Below are 14,480 nucleotides of genomic sequence, written 5' to 3'. Positions count from 1 at the left end.
GATGTCTCCCTCTTTGGGCTCATAACCATTGGATGTGATCAGTTTTCCATTTACAAAAACAAGCCCTTCTTCAATACAATGCACAATACTGCTTCTGGAAGTCCCAAAAGCCAGTGCGATCAGAGAATCCAGGCGTACGGACGCACAGGTTCCACTAACTGGTTTCAGTTCCGGCCTCGGAAGATCACCCGGATCTTCTATCTTCGACGCCACAACTGTGGTATGTCTTACACGACACAGATTCTCCAGAAAAAAATCTGTCATCTGACGCAGACAGAAAAAGCTCGCAGTATGATCTTCTATAAGAATATCCCCAACAACACTCCTGTCAACCCCAAGATTCAGGATCGCTCCCAAATAATCCCGATGTGTCAGATCTTCTGAAAATTTCACTGCTTTTGGCTCAAGCCGGATACAATCAATGGGATAATCCCATGTAAAAGCAAGAGCATCAGGGTGAAAGGCTACCATCTGACGCTCTGCATTCTCATATCCGCCAAAACCTTCCGCTGTAACACCCAGCTTATGAAAATTCTGACTGTTTAAAATATTCCGTTCATTTAAATTAAGAAAATCCGTAAATGTGGTAATATCTCTCTGATAGGCCAGATTTGCCAGTTCACGGATTCTCTTAACAAAAAGTTCTTCTTTATCCATGAGGTTAATAACCCACTCTAACAGACGGCACAGAACCGCCAAGGATATTCTGAAGATCACCTGTAATATCTACATTATATGGTCCAAGTACAAAAATATAGCTGGATACCTGCTGAAGGCTTCCTCCAAGTGAATAACATGCACCGGAAGTAAAATCGATGATCCTCTGTGCAAGCTCCACATCGATTCCTTCAAGATTCAGGATCACGGTAGAATTATCGACCAGTGTATCCGCAATTTCTCTTGCTTCCTCCATGGTTGTAGGCTTGATCACACAAACTTCCATATTTGCAGCCTGGGAAGAACGCTTGCTTGTACGCATTGGGGTGATCTTGGAAGAAGGTGCCGGTCTGGAAATACGTTCCTGCCTTGCCGGGGCCTTGGCTGCAGCTGTCTTTGCAGATGACTTAGCAACAGGTGCCTTAACCGTTTCATCTTCCGGCTCATCCTCCAGAAAATCCTCTTCCTCGTCATTTTTTTTCTTGGAAAATTTCTCAAAAAATTTCTTCTTTGGTTTCTCTTCCATATCATCATCTTCATCGAGGAAATCGTCATCATAATCGTCCTCATCCTCAAGAAGGCTATCATCTAACAATTCGTCATCGTCATAATCGTCGTTCAGTTTGATGGCATCTAAAAACTTGTCTAAAACGCCCATTTTAAATCTCCAATCTTATTAGTCTTATAATGCGTAATTTCTTGCACCAAAAATACCAGTGCCTACACGCACCATCGTAGCGCCCTCCTGCACGGCAACCATGTAATCTCCGGTCATTCCCATACTCAGAACACTCATAGTAACATTATTAATGTTTTTAGCAGCAATGTCAACACTTAATTTCTTAAGTTCACGGAAAATTTCGCGATTTTCCTCTGCATTATCAACATAGGGAGCAATTGTCATGAGCCCCTTTATCCGAATGTGTGAAAAATCTGCGATCTGTTCTATAAGCGGTAAAACTTCTTCCGGTTTCAGACCAAATTTACTTTCTTCCTGCGCTACATTTACTTCTATAAGGATCGGAACAATAACCGCTTTTTTCGCTGCTTCTTTTTCAATCGTCTCGGCCAAGCGAAGCGAATCTACAGAATGGATCATTGCAACTTTATCCACAATATATTTTACTTTATTACGCTGAAGATGTCCGATCATATGCCATTTGACATCTGAAGGCATCTGATCATATTTATCCACGATCTCCTGCACTTTGTTCTCTCCAAAGACACGTGCTCCGGCATCATAAGCCTCCTTCAGCATCTCCACCGGTTTGGTTTTGCTTACTGCGATCAGTGTGACTTCATTCGGATCTCTGTTAATTTTATTGCAGGATTCATTAATATTTTTCTGCACCTGTGCCAAATTTTCCGCTACCATGATATAAATCCTCCTTTAATTAGTAAAGTATATCCTGTTCACTTACTTTATCTGCATTTTTCACAATACGGTCATATCGGACAAGCCCATTATAGGTTTCCTTTGATACAACCGCATATTCCTCATTTTCATCCAGGATCTCGATCCGGCGGAATACCGCATATCCCTGATTGACACAGAAAACTCCCTCCAGAACTTCTGTATCTCCAATGATAAACTTCTCTCCACTATCCGGCTCAACAAGAGCATCGCCTTCTTTAAATTTATTCTTGTCTACGTAATAAATATAGCTTGTTTCCTGTGTTTCTTTGTCTGTGATCTCATCACGGCCATAGATACCGGCACTGACAAAGGTTGTCGTACTGTCGCCTTTTTTATTTCTTCCGGAAAGCATAAATCCGGATTGCTGTGTTTCATCATCCGTCGTAAGATATTTGGAAGGTATTGCATAAAACTCCTTCGTTACGATAGAAGATAACGGGATCTTTAAACCTGTCACATTGTTCGTGACAAGTTCTATTTCCAGAAACCGGTCTGACGCATATCGGATCAGTCCCTTATTAAAATCAATCTTACCGTATTTAGCCCCATCGATCTCCATGATCGAAAAGTCTCCTGTCTGCGTCAGATCATCTTTCAGGAACTTGACACGGATCGATGTACGCTCCTTCAGATTAGCAGCCTGCTTCTCACTTAAAGGAATCAAAAGACTCCAGCGTTCATCTGTAATGATCGTATAAATATCATCTCCGGCCTTTATCTGTCCATCTGTTTTCAGATCCGTTTCCTGATAGGAATTCTGATCAAAATCAGCAGCTGTGACATTATCAACGGTTTTGGTTTCGTAGCCATCTGTAGAATACAGGATGATCCCGTCTGTCTGCGCACGGCGGATATTCGGATCACTGGAAACTATTGTTGTAACTGTGGCTTCCTCTCCATCTTCAGACGTCGTGCTTGCAGAAGAAGCTCCCGAACTGTCTGAAGCATACTGAAGGATGCTTCCATTGAGCTGATATTTAAAACTATAGGCACTGTTGAATTTGCTGGGATCAAATCCTTTGGAAAAGCTTTGCATATTACTGCGTATATCCGCCAGTTCCTCTCTGCTCAGAGAGGTTACATTGTCTGCAGATCTTGAACTGTTCAGGCTGTAGACAGCACCGTTGGCATTGATCTTGGTACCTTCCCTTGCGTAATATGTAACGTAACCGCCCGCATCTGCCTGCACTACGTTCTCTGTCATGATCGCCAGCCCTGTGTATGTCTCATTCATGGATAACGGACCGGAGGGAACCTGATAAGATTCCATATGAGAAGCTGTAAGATAAAGAATCACACTAAAGATCATATAGATAAAAATTGCTCCGAACATTACAGTTCCAATGTTCAGACCAAAAATTTTACGAAGCTTTGCTAAGAATCCCGGAGTTTTTCCGGAATGTACTTTATTATCCGGCAAATGAATGCCTCCTTTACATCGTTCATCTCTTAAAGTTCGTTTTATTGTAACATTTTATTTAAATGAATACAAGCTTTAAAACGTGCGAACATACTTTCCGAATATCCGTTTGCCATTTTTTCAAAAGTATGTTATACTATTCAAAATATAATTTCGTGATGCTGTCATATTATGGTCGACAGCAGATAAAATCAACCCAGGGAGGTAAGTACACATGACATATGGCAGAATCAGTAAAAAGCAGCAGGAAATACTGGATTATATGAAAAATGAGATCCTTAACAGAGGTTTTCCGCCCTCCGTCCGTGAAATCTGTGAAGCAGTAAACCTGAAATCCACATCTTCCGTTCACTCCCATCTGGAAGCTCTGGAAAAAAACGGATATATCCGCAGAGATGCCACCAAGCCCCGTGCGATCGAGATCATTGATGATAATTTCAATCTGGTCCGCCGCGAGGTTGTCAATGTTCCTCTTGTAGGCACTGTTGCTGCCGGACAGCCGATCCTGGCAGTGGAAAATATCGATGCTTACTTTCCGATCCCGGCTGAATATATGCCCAATGAACAAAGTTTCATGCTGACTGTCAAAGGCGACAGTATGATCAATGCAGGTATTTTTGATGGAGATCAGGTTCTTGTAAAGCAGCAGGCAACAGCAGAAAACGGCGACATGGTAGTTGCTCTGATCGATGATTCTGCAACAGTTAAGACTTTCTACAAAGAAAATGGTTATTATCGACTTCAGCCGGAGAACGACAATATGGAACCGATCATCATCACCGGTAATCTGCAGATCCTCGGCAAAGTATTTGGTGTATTTCGTTTCTTTTCATGAAAATATAAACAACAGATCCCACCCAATGTAATGTGATTTAAAAAGAGAGATATCTTTAAGGTAGCTGTACAGCCCCACAAAGATATCTCTCTTTTCTTTTTCAACAGAAAACTTCTGCTTTTTGATTTCTTCTTATTTAGTTCACATAATATTTTTACAGTAAACTAATATAACAAATTTTACTCATTCTCACCAAGAAATTCTTCCGCATCAAGAATCTTGCCGTCTCTCCAAATCCTCTCAAGATCGTAGAAAAGTCTGTTTTCCTCATCAAAGATATGGATGATCATATCACCGTAATCCATGAGGACCCAGCTGGAGTTTCTGGTTCCCTCGATCTGTTTTGCTTCATATCCGGCACGGCCAAGCATTTCATCTGCATTGTCAACCATTGCCTGTACCTGATTCTGGTTGGAAGCACTTGCAATCACAAAATAATCTGCGATCACGGAAACCTCATGGATATCAATAATCTTGATATCCTTTGCTTTTTTATCATCCAGTGCCTTGCAGGCGATCCGGACCATCTCTTTTTCGATACTCATAGAATTTTAATCCTCCTGTCTGTTGGCTGCATCCTGCATTTTTCTGTCATGGAGTTCTTTATAATAAACATAAGCATCCCTAGTCGTACTGTCGATTTCCTTGGGATTTTCCTCCAGATATTCCAGTGTATCCTTTAAAATCTCATACATACACTCATCCAGATCTTCAAAAGCAATCTTTCGCACCTTCGCAAGATTCGGAGCTTTGTCACGCATTGGTTCAATATAGTCTGAAATATATACGATCTTCTCAAGAAGGCTCATTCCCGGTCTTCCTGTTGTATGATAAGTGATCGCTGTCAGGATCTCTTCGTCTTTAATATCATATTTACTGCTGGCCACATAAGCCCCCAGTTTGGCATGAAGAAGAAACGGATGATCCTTTTCAAAATCTGATACCGGAATATCATGCTGGCTGCACAGCTTCAGTTTCTTTTTATTAGGAATACACTTTGCACTGTCATGAAGAAGTCCTGCAGCCTGTGCATCCTCCAGATCATAATCATAAACCATGGCAAGCGCAGCACAAGTGTACATAACCCCCATTGTATGCTCAAATCTGGCCTCATCCAGATATTTGGAAAGTTTCTTTTTTATCTTGATAAAATCATATTTTCCCATCTGAATCATTTCCTTTATAGATATCGTTTTTCTCAATATAGGAAATCACAGGCTTGGGAACATAATAGCGGAGACTCTGCCCGCTTTCATGCCAGGAACGGAGCAGCTCACTGGAAACATCAATATTCATGGTATCCAGTCGAATAAAATTCCCGTTATACTTCTGTGACAGAAGTTGCATCTGCTGATCAAGTTCCTTCAATGGAGTATGATCTCTGGTTGCCACTACCAGTACTGCTTCCTGACAAATGCGTTCCGGTTCCATCCAGGTATCAAAATTAAAAAGCGAATCTGCACCGATGATAAAATAATACTCTGTGTCCGGATTCGCTTTATTCAGCTGTTCCAGAGTCCGGTAAGTATACGTATAGCCTTCCTCATGCATCTCGATCAGAGACAGCTCAAAGTGAGGATTATCCTCTATGGCAAGACGGACCATTTCCGCACGCTGTTCATCAGTCGCTCTGCCCTTACGGTTCCGTTTATGAGGTGGATTTCCGCAGGGCATGAACAAAACTTTATCAAGCTCAAGCTGTTCATAGGCTTTTTCTCCCAGGATCAAATGCCCCATATGAATGGGATCAAAAGTACCACCCATGATTCCTATTTTTTTTGTTGCTTTGCTCATTTATAACCTCCCGAGATTACGGAAGAATGATTTTTTTCTTGTCCTTTTTACCTTCTCTGTAGAGAACGATCTTTTTACCGATCACCTGTACTACCTGAGATCTTGTTCTCTCTGCAAGAACCTGTGCCATTTCACGTGGATCCTCCAGACAGTTCTGAAGAACGCTGATCTTGATCAGCTCTCTTGCTGCAAGAGCTTCCTCAACAGCAGCGGTATTTTCAGGAGTAAGACCACCCTTGCCAAGCTGAAGGATCGGATCCATTGTCATGGCAAGGCCTTTTAAATATGCTCTCTGCTTACTTGTCATTGTCATACCTCTTATTTATAATAATCAAAATCAAAGCCATACATACGAACCGTATCGCCTTCCTGGATACCGGCTTTTTCCAGTTCCTCCAGGATACCGCCCTCTTTCAGGAATTTCTGGAAGAAGGCAAATCCCTTCTCAGAATCCAGATTTGTATAGCCAAGCATTTTTTCAATCTTAGGACCTTCCACAAGGAATACTTCCGGATCTTCCTCGCTGCGCTCCACAGTAAACGGAAGATTTTCATTTACAAGAACATCTTCCGGGAAGAATTCCTGTTCAAACACTACCGGTTTCATCGGGCTCTTATCCAGAAGCTCTTTCACATGGAAAAGGAGTTCTCTGACACCCTGCCCGGTAACGGCTGAAATTGGATAAACCGGAATACCCTGTGGCTCAAATTCTGCTTTCAGTTGATCAATAGGGCTTTCTTCGCCATCATCAAAAATACAGTCAATCTTGTTGGCTGCGATCACCTGCGGTCTTGCTGCAATTTCCGGATTGTAGGCCTCCAGTTCTTTATTGATCTTGTGGATATCCTCCACTGGATCACGACCTTCTACGGAAGCGGCATCTACAATGTGGATGATAACTCGTGTACGCTCAATATGACGGAGGAATTCATGTCCAAGCCCCACACCTTCCGATGCACCTTCGATCAGTCCCGGGATATCAGCGATAACAAAGCCGCCGTTATCAGTATCTACAACGCCAAGATTAGGGCTCAACGTTGTAAAATGATAGTTAGCGATCTTCGGCTGTGCATTTGTCACACGGGAAAGGAAGGTAGATTTACCTACATTCGGAAAGCCTACCAGACCAACATCTGCGATCACTTTAAGCTCAAGGAGAACCTCAAGCTCCTGAGCCGGCTGTCCAGGCTGGGCATATTTCGGTACCTGCATGGTAGCTGTTGCATAGTGCTGATTGCCTTTTCCACCACGACCGCCTTTTAATACGACCTGTCTACGATTCTCACCGGACATATCCGCGATGACCTTGCCGGATTCCGCATCCATGATCACCGTACCTTCCGGAACCTTCAGGACCACATCCTTACCGTCTGCACCATGGCAGCGTTTTTTACCGCCTTCCTGGCCATCCTCAGCTTTATATTTTCTTCTGTGTCTGTAGTCTCCGAGAGTATTCTGGCCCTCGTCGATCTCAAAAATCACATCACCGCCACGGCCACCATCGCCGCCATCCGGCCCGCCATTAGGTACATACAGCTCACGTCGGAAGCTTACATGTCCGTCGCCGCCTTTACCGGAGCGGATAATGATCCTTGCTCTATCTGCAAACATATTACACCTCTATTCCAAAAAAAGGCTCCAAACCGGATCGATTTGAAGCCTTTTACCTATTTCATTACTCTGCGTCTACAGGAACGATAGAAACCTGTTTCTTATCGCGACCTTTTCTTGTGAATCTTACGACTCCGTCTGTAAGTGCAAATAAAGTATAGTCTTTACCGCAGCCTACGTTTTCACCTGGGTGAATCTTGGTTCCGCGCTGTCTGTAAAGAATGTTTCCGGCTTTTACAAACTGTCCGTCTGCTCTTTTCGCACCTAATCTCTTAGACTCGGAATCACGACCGTTCTTTGTAGAACCAACTCCCTTTTTATGTGCGAATAACTGAAGGTTCATCTTCATCATTGTTGTTACACCTCCTTGACTTTTACTGTCAAATATCGATTGTTATAACTACCAGCAATTTCCGTCAGACCGAGAAGTAAGGAATCCATAAGGAGCATCCCCCGTTCAGAAAGATCATTTCTGAAATGAATGGAAACAAATCCATCCTTTTCCTGCACATCAAATTTATCATCTGTGAATTTCTCAAGAGAATTCACCGTGGTAATGATCAGTGCAGATACCGCAGCACAGACAATATCCTGTCCGGCTTCTGCATAACCGGCATGTCCCTTCGAAATAAATTCTTCGTAAGATCCGTTTTTCTTTCTGACTTTAATTGTAATCATGATGACACCAGATTAACCGTTAATCTTTTCGATCTTAACTTTGGTGTACTGCTGTCTATGTCCGTTTTTCTTGTGATATCCAGTTTTGCGTTTGTATTTGTAAACGATGACCTTGCGATTCTTACCGTTTTCAACTACAGAAGCGGTAACACTGGCATCTTTTACATCCTCGCCAACCTTTAATCCGTCATTGCTGACTGCGATCACGTTGTCAAATGTTACGGTTTCACCAGCTTCTACACCGAGCTTTTCAACTTTAATTACGTCACCCTCGGCAACCTTGTACTGTTTACCACCTGTTGCAATAATTGCGTACATCTGTGGCACCTCCTAATTATTTACTCGCCAAATTCGGTGGCTCCTGTTCTGAAACTGAAGCTCTTTAACCTCTTTGTGCGGCATACTCAATTATCATAACAGTGACATACTGTTATGTCAATAGTTTTTTTGATATTTTTATTATTTTTTTGTAAGCTCACGAATGTCCTCGATCACCGGACGTCTTACTTTCTTTCTGGTCATTTCCAGGATATGCAATGGTGTGATATCAATGGCCCTGCTCTTTATCGGATCCTTTCTGAGAAGCTTCTGTAAAACATGAAAGAGTTCATCTCTGTGATCCGGATTTTCCATGTTGATAAAATCGATCAGGATAATACCTGAAAGATTACGCAGCCGCAACTGCCGGCCGATCTCCGCTGCCGCTTCCAGATTGATCTTACGGAAGGTTTCTTCCATTTTCTTCTTTCCGATATATTTTCCACTGTTTACATCAATGGATACAAAGGCCTCCGTCTGCTGGATCACCAGAAATCCGCCGCTGTTCAACCATACTTTTTCTTTCTGGATCGCATCCAGTGCGGTTTCCACGCGATACAGCTTATAAAGCGGAAGAAGTTTGTCCTGATAAAAACGAAGCTTTTCTTTAAGCTCCGGGCTGATCTCTTCCAGATATCCTAGGATCATTTCTCTGATTTCCGGCACATCGGTAATGATCTCATCCAAGTCACGACCATAAGCATCCCTTACAGCAGCCACATAAAATGGTTCTGTCTCCAGTACAAGACTGAAACAGGTACGGTTCCGTCCCTGAACTACGGCTTTATGGTAGCGGCCCTTCAGCCACTCCAGTTCCTTCAGGATCTCTTCTTTGGAAGCGTCTGCGGCATTGGTCCGGACAATGATACCGAATTCCTTATCCGGACGCTCTGCTTCCTCTTTCAGCCATCCGCTGAGGCGATGGCGATCTTCCAGTGCCAGCTTGGAAGACAGACCAAACTTTTTATCTCCTGTAGTGAGAACAAGATATCTTCCCGTAAAATTCAGATTGGATGTCAGTGCCGGAAGTTTTCCCTTCATGGCATCCCTGCTCACCTGTACCAGGAGCTCATCTCCAGGCCGCAATGGTCCGTTTCCTTTTCTTCCTGCGGAAAAAACAGCTCTCTGTGCCTCTGCAAGAGAATAGTAGCATCTCTTTCCAGGCTCGATCTGCACAAAAGCCGCCTGGATATTGGATGCGATATTTTCGACCTGTCCGGTGTATATATTTCCAAGAATGGATTTTTCCTGATCGGATTCCAGTCGGATCTCAACGATCCGTTCCTCCTCCGAAAGAGCCGCTACTGTACAGGGCACACCATGGATCTCCATTCTTGTTATGATCAGTTTACTCAATTTCCTCACCTAATGATTCCAGAGTCACAAAACGTGGGCTTGCATTTTCTCCTTTATCGGCATACATTTCCAGACGTTTCACTGTGAAGGCAAATTCCGGAAGTTCTTCTCCAATCCAGTGGAAAAAGGTGTTTGTTACCATCTCCGGCTTCGTATAATTAGAGCTTGCAGATGCCAGCATATAAAAGAACCCATTCTCTCTTACTTCCATTTTATAGATATTCGGACGAAGATCGATCTCCTTTTCGCTACGCTTGGTCTGCTTGGTCACTTTGATCTCCGGCTGTGCCAGAAATTCTTTCACACGGCTTTTCCAGTCAATAGAAGGCTCTTTGCCCGGACGGAACTCCACAAGATAATCTGCTGCTGCCACCAGTGCCATCGCTTTACCCGCTTTTCCATCCTCTACCTTGCGGACGCTAACGATATGCATCCCCTCTGCCATCTGTTCCTCCAGACGGGCTGCGATCTCTGCAGTAGGCATATCTTCTGCCATTTCCAGGTCAAAATAATCTCCGAGACTCTCCATCCCCACTCCAAGTGGAACCGCAAAAGACATGATCATATGCGGGCTGTATCCACCGGAAAACGCTACCGGGAGCTCTGCACGACGAAGCGCTTTCTGGAAATAACGCATGGTATCCAGATGTCCCACAAACTTCATAGGACCCTCTTTGCTGAATTTAATTCTTACCTTCAAGGCAGACACCTCCTTTAAATTTCATAGCTCCACATGCGGAACATTTCTGACGGCAGTTTTCCGTCACAATACCCTCTTTTGCACGCTGCCATTCACGCTCCAGGAATCTGCGGCTGACACCGGTATCAATGAAATCCCATGGAAGGATCTCATCCAGGCTTCTTTCACGAAGTGTGTAGAATGTCATATCCACTCCGCATTCAGCCATAGCTTCCTTCCAGATATCATAATCAAAATTTTCTGTCCAGGCATCGTAAAGGGCACCTTTTTCATAAGCCTTCAGGATCACATCCGCGCATCGTCTGTCCCCGCGTGCGAGAAATCCTTCCAGAGCTGTTACATCCGGTTCATGCCAGTTATAACGGATACTCCTCTGATTCAGCTGGGCGCGGACTTCATTTTTAACCACCTTGGCTTTTTCCACAAAATCCTGCTCTGTATACATTGGTGCCCACTGAAATGGGGTAAACGGCTTCGGCACAAAGAAAGATGTGCTGACGTTGATCTGTACCTTACCTTTACGCTGTTCTTTCGGAACTACCTCATAATAGGTCTCTGCGATCTTCTGTGCCAGATGAGCAATTCCCTTCATATCGTCTTCTGTTTCTGTGGGAAGACCGAGCATAAAGTAAAGCTTCACCTGATTCCAGCCACCCTTGAATGCTTCGCCCGCACCATGGAGGATCACTTCCTCTGTCAGACCTTTGTTGATAACGTCACGAAGTCGCTGAGAACCGGCCTCCGGAGCAAAAGTCAGGCTGCTTTTCTTTACATCCTGCACTTTGCTCATAACATCCAGCGCAAACGCATCGATCCTGAGAGATGGTAAGGAAATATTAACAGCCTTTCCATGAAACTCTTTGATCAGGAAGTTCACCAGTTCTTTCAGCTGGGAATAGTCACTGGAGCTTAAGGAACTAAGGGAAATCTCTTCGTGTCCTGTATTTTTCAGCATGATACGCGCCGATTCCTTCAAAGTCTCCACATCACGTTCACGGGTCGGACGATAGATCATACCTGCCTGGCAGAAACGACAGCCTCGAATGCATCCTCTCTGGATCTCAAGAGTTACACGATCCTGTGTTGCCTTAATGTGAGGAACGACCGGTGCCTCCACAGCACGATATTCCTTTTCCATATCAATGATCAGCTGTTTCTGAACCTTCTCAGGAACATCATCCACCGTCGGTGCAAAGGATGCGATCGTACCATCTTCTTTATAGGTAACTTCATAGAGAGACGGAACATAAATTCCAGGAATCTTAGCTGCTGCCAGAAGAAAATCTCTCCTGCTGCCGCCAGCCTTTTTATTGGCCTTGTATGCATCAAAAAGTGCATCATAAACCGTTTCCCCTTCTCCGATATAAAACATATCAAAAAAAGGTGCCAGCGGCTCCGGATTATACGCACAGGCACCGCCACCGATCACAATAGGGAAATCCTCACCACGGTCTGCGCTTTTCAGCGGGATACCACTGAGATCCAGTACCTGGAGGATATTGGTATAACACATTTCATAACCAAGAGTAATACCAAGAAAATCAAAATCACGGATCGGCTCCTGGGACTCCAGTGCAAATAACGGGATATTCTGTTCCCTCATCACTTTATCCAGATCCGGCCACGGAGAAAAAAGGCGCTCACACCAAACATCCTCACGCTGGTTGAACATGTTGTAGAGGATCATCATACCGAGGTTGGACATGCCGATTTCGTAGACATCCGGGAAGCACATTGCAAAACGAATTTCTACCTCATTTTTATCTTTCATTACAGAGTTGACTTCGCCGCCAATATAGCGGGCAGCTTTATCAACTTTGAGCAAAATTTCATCACTTAATGCTAATTTTCTCATTCTATTCCTTTCTAAAATTAGTAATATTTCACAAAGAATTTAAAGATATAAAATTCAGTGAAACATCAAAAATGTTTATATTTGTAAGCCAATTCTTGTGTAAAAAGTTGCTATAAAATGGTGCCCAAAACCCCGTTTGGTCAAAAATGGACATTTTTTCAACTTGCCAACAACGGTTATCATTACCCTCAAACAGTTAATATCCTGCGGATTTTCGCGAACTTATCGTAAAGAAAAATGGCATTTTGTATATTAAAATACAATGCAATGCCAAATATCACTAATAGCACAAAATTGACATACCTTCTCCCTATTATAATCATCTATGGTTAGGATTTCAAGAAAATTGTGTTCTTAACTGTATATAGCGATTGCATCCTTGTGCAGGGAGAATAATCCGGATCCGGACTCCAGTAAGGTTTCCTGGCATTTCATCAGTATTTAAGAAGAAATTCCACCATCTGCGTATTTGCACGTTTACTTTCCTCCATTTCAGGAAAAGTTGTACTAAAAGCATGCGGAAGTTTTTTGTCCACCTCATAATCTTCAAGATGACAGATCACACCGGTTTTTTTATCGCTTTTGCATACTGTCTGCTGTAATTTCGAAGAGTATCTCCATAAGCTGTGACCAGAAATGACGGTGGCAGGTTTCGGATAATTTCTTTGTTTTCCGGATTTATATATGGATAAAACGAACTCTTTTTCCAGTGTTTCCCGTAAATATAGGAGGGAAGAAAAATCCCTATACTGTCCGGTTTGGTTGTATAATACATTCCACTTGCCAGACCCAGCGCCCGAATTTTCAGATCATTTGGAACAACCTGAAAAGCCTTTGCCAATTCAGGACTTTTTAACATAGCGGCCAGATATACGCACAGGCTCGCCCCCGCACTGGTTCCTGTCATACAAATATGTTCTCCGTCACCATCATAGGTTTCAAAATATCTCTTTGCATTTCCCATTCCTGTCATCAGATCCTTAAGAATCTGCGGAAACAACGCTTCCGGTGCAAGCGGATATTCAAATGAGAACACCAAAAAAACTCTCTGACTCATTTCTGCACAGAACAAATGGCCCTCTTCTTTTTTCCTAAGGAGAAAACCGCCTCCGTGCAGGTTAAACATGACTGGAAGTTTTCCTTCATAATTTTTCGGGGACGGTAAATATCCATGAAATGACAGGGCTTTCCATCTCCCATATAGTCAATGTCACAAATGAGTTCCACATCTTCCGGAAACGGATATTCCGCTTCATGTTTTTTCAGAAAATTATCAAGAAGTTTTTCTTTTTTTGCGGTTTGCTGTGCAATCATTTTATTAAACATGATTTCCCCTCCAGCTATGAAACAATCTACTATTAATACAAATGAATTTTCTTCTCTACAAGTCTGTCACCTTCATACTGCAATTTTACAGAAAAAAAGCGTTTTTCTCCTGAAAGGAGCAAATCAAGAAATACCTGATCCCCCTCCCATGCCGGAAGATTCGGCACCATGGCTTTGTCAACCCAGCAAAGTTCTCCCTCATCACATTCAATCAGTTCTCCTGTATATTCATCGGCCGTGAACACACACATAAGTTCTGATTCGCATTCACTGTTTATAAATGTCACCAGGCCACGGAACTTATAGGAGGTAAGTGTCAGCCCTGTTTCCTCTTTCACCTCACGAACAAGGCATTCTTCCGGAGTTTCCTGACTTTCCACATGCCCGCCAACGCCGATCCATTTGCCCTCATTCATATCATCCTGTTTTTTTACTCTGTGAAGCATCAGGAATTTATCATCGTTTTCTATATAACATAATGTCGTTGTCGTCATTTGATCCCTTCTTTCAGTT

The 14,480-nt window shown here is 43.1% G+C and carries 19 protein-coding genes; 1 reads left to right on the top strand and 18 read right to left on the bottom strand.

Features of this window, described 5'->3' with window-relative positions:
- The 4 genes from AB5026_RS12860 to AB5026_RS12845 all read right to left on the bottom strand — a co-directional run.
- Nucleotides 1–657: YlmH/Sll1252 family protein (locus AB5026_RS12860; RefSeq protein ID WP_368213437.1), on the bottom strand; the 657-nt coding region annotated here is incomplete at its 3' end.
- A 4-nt stretch (nt 658–661) separates the two neighbouring features.
- Nucleotides 662–1,315 (bottom strand): cell division protein SepF, encoded by a 654-nt coding sequence (locus AB5026_RS12855; protein ID WP_021652063.1) that lies wholly within the window; start codon nt 1,313–1,315, stop codon nt 662–664.
- A 24-nt stretch (nt 1,316–1,339) separates the two neighbouring features.
- Nucleotides 1,340–2,032 (bottom strand): YggS family pyridoxal phosphate-dependent enzyme, encoded by a 693-nt coding sequence (locus tag AB5026_RS12850; protein ID WP_015525161.1) that lies wholly within the window; start codon nt 2,030–2,032, stop codon nt 1,340–1,342.
- Between the two features lie 19 nt (nt 2,033–2,051).
- A complete protein-coding gene (locus AB5026_RS12845; RefSeq protein ID WP_114001608.1) occupies nt 2,052–3,494 on the bottom strand; it encodes an HlyD family efflux transporter periplasmic adaptor subunit in 1,443 nt (480 codons plus the stop codon).
- A gap of 214 nt (nt 3,495–3,708) precedes the next feature.
- Between AB5026_RS12845 and lexA the strand changes: the two genes are divergently transcribed.
- On the top strand, nt 3,709–4,329 hold the full coding sequence (gene lexA / locus AB5026_RS12840; RefSeq protein WP_015525162.1) for a transcriptional repressor LexA: 621 nt from the start codon (nt 3,709–3,711) through the stop codon (nt 4,327–4,329).
- Between the two features lie 179 nt (nt 4,330–4,508).
- Here lexA and rsfS read toward each other — a convergent pair whose 3' ends face one another.
- From rsfS to AB5026_RS12770, 14 genes are all read right to left on the bottom strand, one after another.
- A complete protein-coding gene (rsfS, locus tag AB5026_RS12835) occupies nt 4,509–4,874 on the bottom strand; it encodes a ribosome silencing factor (RefSeq protein WP_015525163.1) in 366 nt (121 codons plus the stop codon).
- A gap of 6 nt (nt 4,875–4,880) precedes the next feature.
- Nucleotides 4,881–5,495 carry a bis(5'-nucleosyl)-tetraphosphatase (symmetrical) YqeK gene (gene yqeK, locus AB5026_RS12830; protein WP_015525164.1) on the bottom strand — a complete coding sequence of 205 codons (615 nt, stop codon included), beginning with the start codon at nt 5,493–5,495 and terminating at the stop codon, nt 4,881–4,883.
- Entirely contained in the window at nt 5,482–6,123 is a 642-nt protein-coding gene (gene nadD, locus AB5026_RS12825) for a nicotinate-nucleotide adenylyltransferase (protein ID WP_021652068.1), read from the bottom strand. The genes yqeK and nadD overlap by 14 nt, the downstream gene beginning before the upstream one ends.
- Nucleotides 6,124–6,139: 16 nt before the next feature.
- Nucleotides 6,140–6,430 carry a ribosome assembly RNA-binding protein YhbY gene (gene yhbY, locus AB5026_RS12820; protein ID WP_021978046.1) on the bottom strand — a complete coding sequence of 97 codons (291 nt, stop codon included), beginning with the start codon at nt 6,428–6,430 and terminating at the stop codon, nt 6,140–6,142.
- Between the two features lie 11 nt (nt 6,431–6,441).
- Nucleotides 6,442–7,734, bottom strand: coding sequence for a GTPase ObgE (gene obgE, locus AB5026_RS12815; RefSeq protein ID WP_110104101.1), 1,293 nt, complete (start codon nt 7,732–7,734; stop codon nt 6,442–6,444).
- Between the two features lie 64 nt (nt 7,735–7,798).
- Nucleotides 7,799–8,086 (bottom strand): 50S ribosomal protein L27, encoded by a 288-nt coding sequence (gene rpmA, locus AB5026_RS12810; protein WP_015525168.1) that lies wholly within the window; start codon nt 8,084–8,086, stop codon nt 7,799–7,801.
- Between the two features lie 5 nt (nt 8,087–8,091).
- Nucleotides 8,092–8,412: a ribosomal-processing cysteine protease Prp gene (locus tag AB5026_RS12805; protein ID WP_015525169.1), complete on the bottom strand. Its 321-nt coding sequence runs from the start codon at nt 8,410–8,412 to the stop codon at nt 8,092–8,094.
- Nucleotides 8,413–8,424: 12 nt separating this feature from the next.
- Nucleotides 8,425–8,730, bottom strand: coding sequence for a 50S ribosomal protein L21 (gene rplU, locus AB5026_RS12800; RefSeq protein ID WP_015525170.1), 306 nt, complete (start codon nt 8,728–8,730; stop codon nt 8,425–8,427).
- Nucleotides 8,731–8,871: 141 nt separating this feature from the next.
- Nucleotides 8,872–10,095, bottom strand: a complete 1,224-nt coding sequence (locus tag AB5026_RS12795; protein ID WP_110104102.1) for a ribonuclease E/G — start codon at nt 10,093–10,095, stop codon at nt 8,872–8,874.
- The gene (locus AB5026_RS12790) at nt 10,079–10,795 is read right to left on the bottom strand and encodes a TIGR03936 family radical SAM-associated protein (RefSeq protein WP_334292737.1); all 717 of its coding nucleotides are present in this window, start codon (nt 10,793–10,795) and stop codon (nt 10,079–10,081) included. The genes AB5026_RS12795 and AB5026_RS12790 overlap by 17 nt, the downstream gene beginning before the upstream one ends.
- Nucleotides 10,770–12,641, bottom strand: a complete 1,872-nt coding sequence (locus AB5026_RS12785) for a TIGR03960 family B12-binding radical SAM protein (RefSeq protein ID WP_368213432.1) — start codon at nt 12,639–12,641, stop codon at nt 10,770–10,772. The genes AB5026_RS12790 and AB5026_RS12785 overlap by 26 nt, the downstream gene beginning before the upstream one ends.
- 559 nt (nt 12,642–13,200) lie before the next feature.
- Nucleotides 13,201–13,767: an alpha/beta hydrolase gene (locus tag AB5026_RS12780; RefSeq protein ID WP_368213430.1), complete on the bottom strand. Its 567-nt coding sequence runs from the start codon at nt 13,765–13,767 to the stop codon at nt 13,201–13,203.
- Nucleotides 13,695–13,967 carry a hypothetical protein gene (locus tag AB5026_RS12775; protein WP_368213438.1) on the bottom strand — a complete coding sequence of 91 codons (273 nt, stop codon included), beginning with the start codon at nt 13,965–13,967 and terminating at the stop codon, nt 13,695–13,697. The genes AB5026_RS12780 and AB5026_RS12775 overlap by 73 nt, the downstream gene beginning before the upstream one ends.
- Before the next feature lie 32 nt (nt 13,968–13,999).
- The gene (locus AB5026_RS12770; RefSeq protein WP_022427260.1) at nt 14,000–14,461 is read right to left on the bottom strand and encodes an 8-oxo-dGTP diphosphatase; all 462 of its coding nucleotides are present in this window, start codon (nt 14,459–14,461) and stop codon (nt 14,000–14,002) included.
- Between the last annotated feature and the right edge of the window lie 19 nt (nt 14,462–14,480).

The organism is Blautia sp. RTP21359st1_E11_RTP21359_211015 (genome assembly GCF_040910705.1).
Classification (GTDB): domain Bacteria; phylum Bacillota; class Clostridia; order Lachnospirales; family Lachnospiraceae; genus Blautia_A; species Blautia_A fusiformis.
This window is presented reverse-complemented; position numbering and strand designations above follow the sequence as displayed.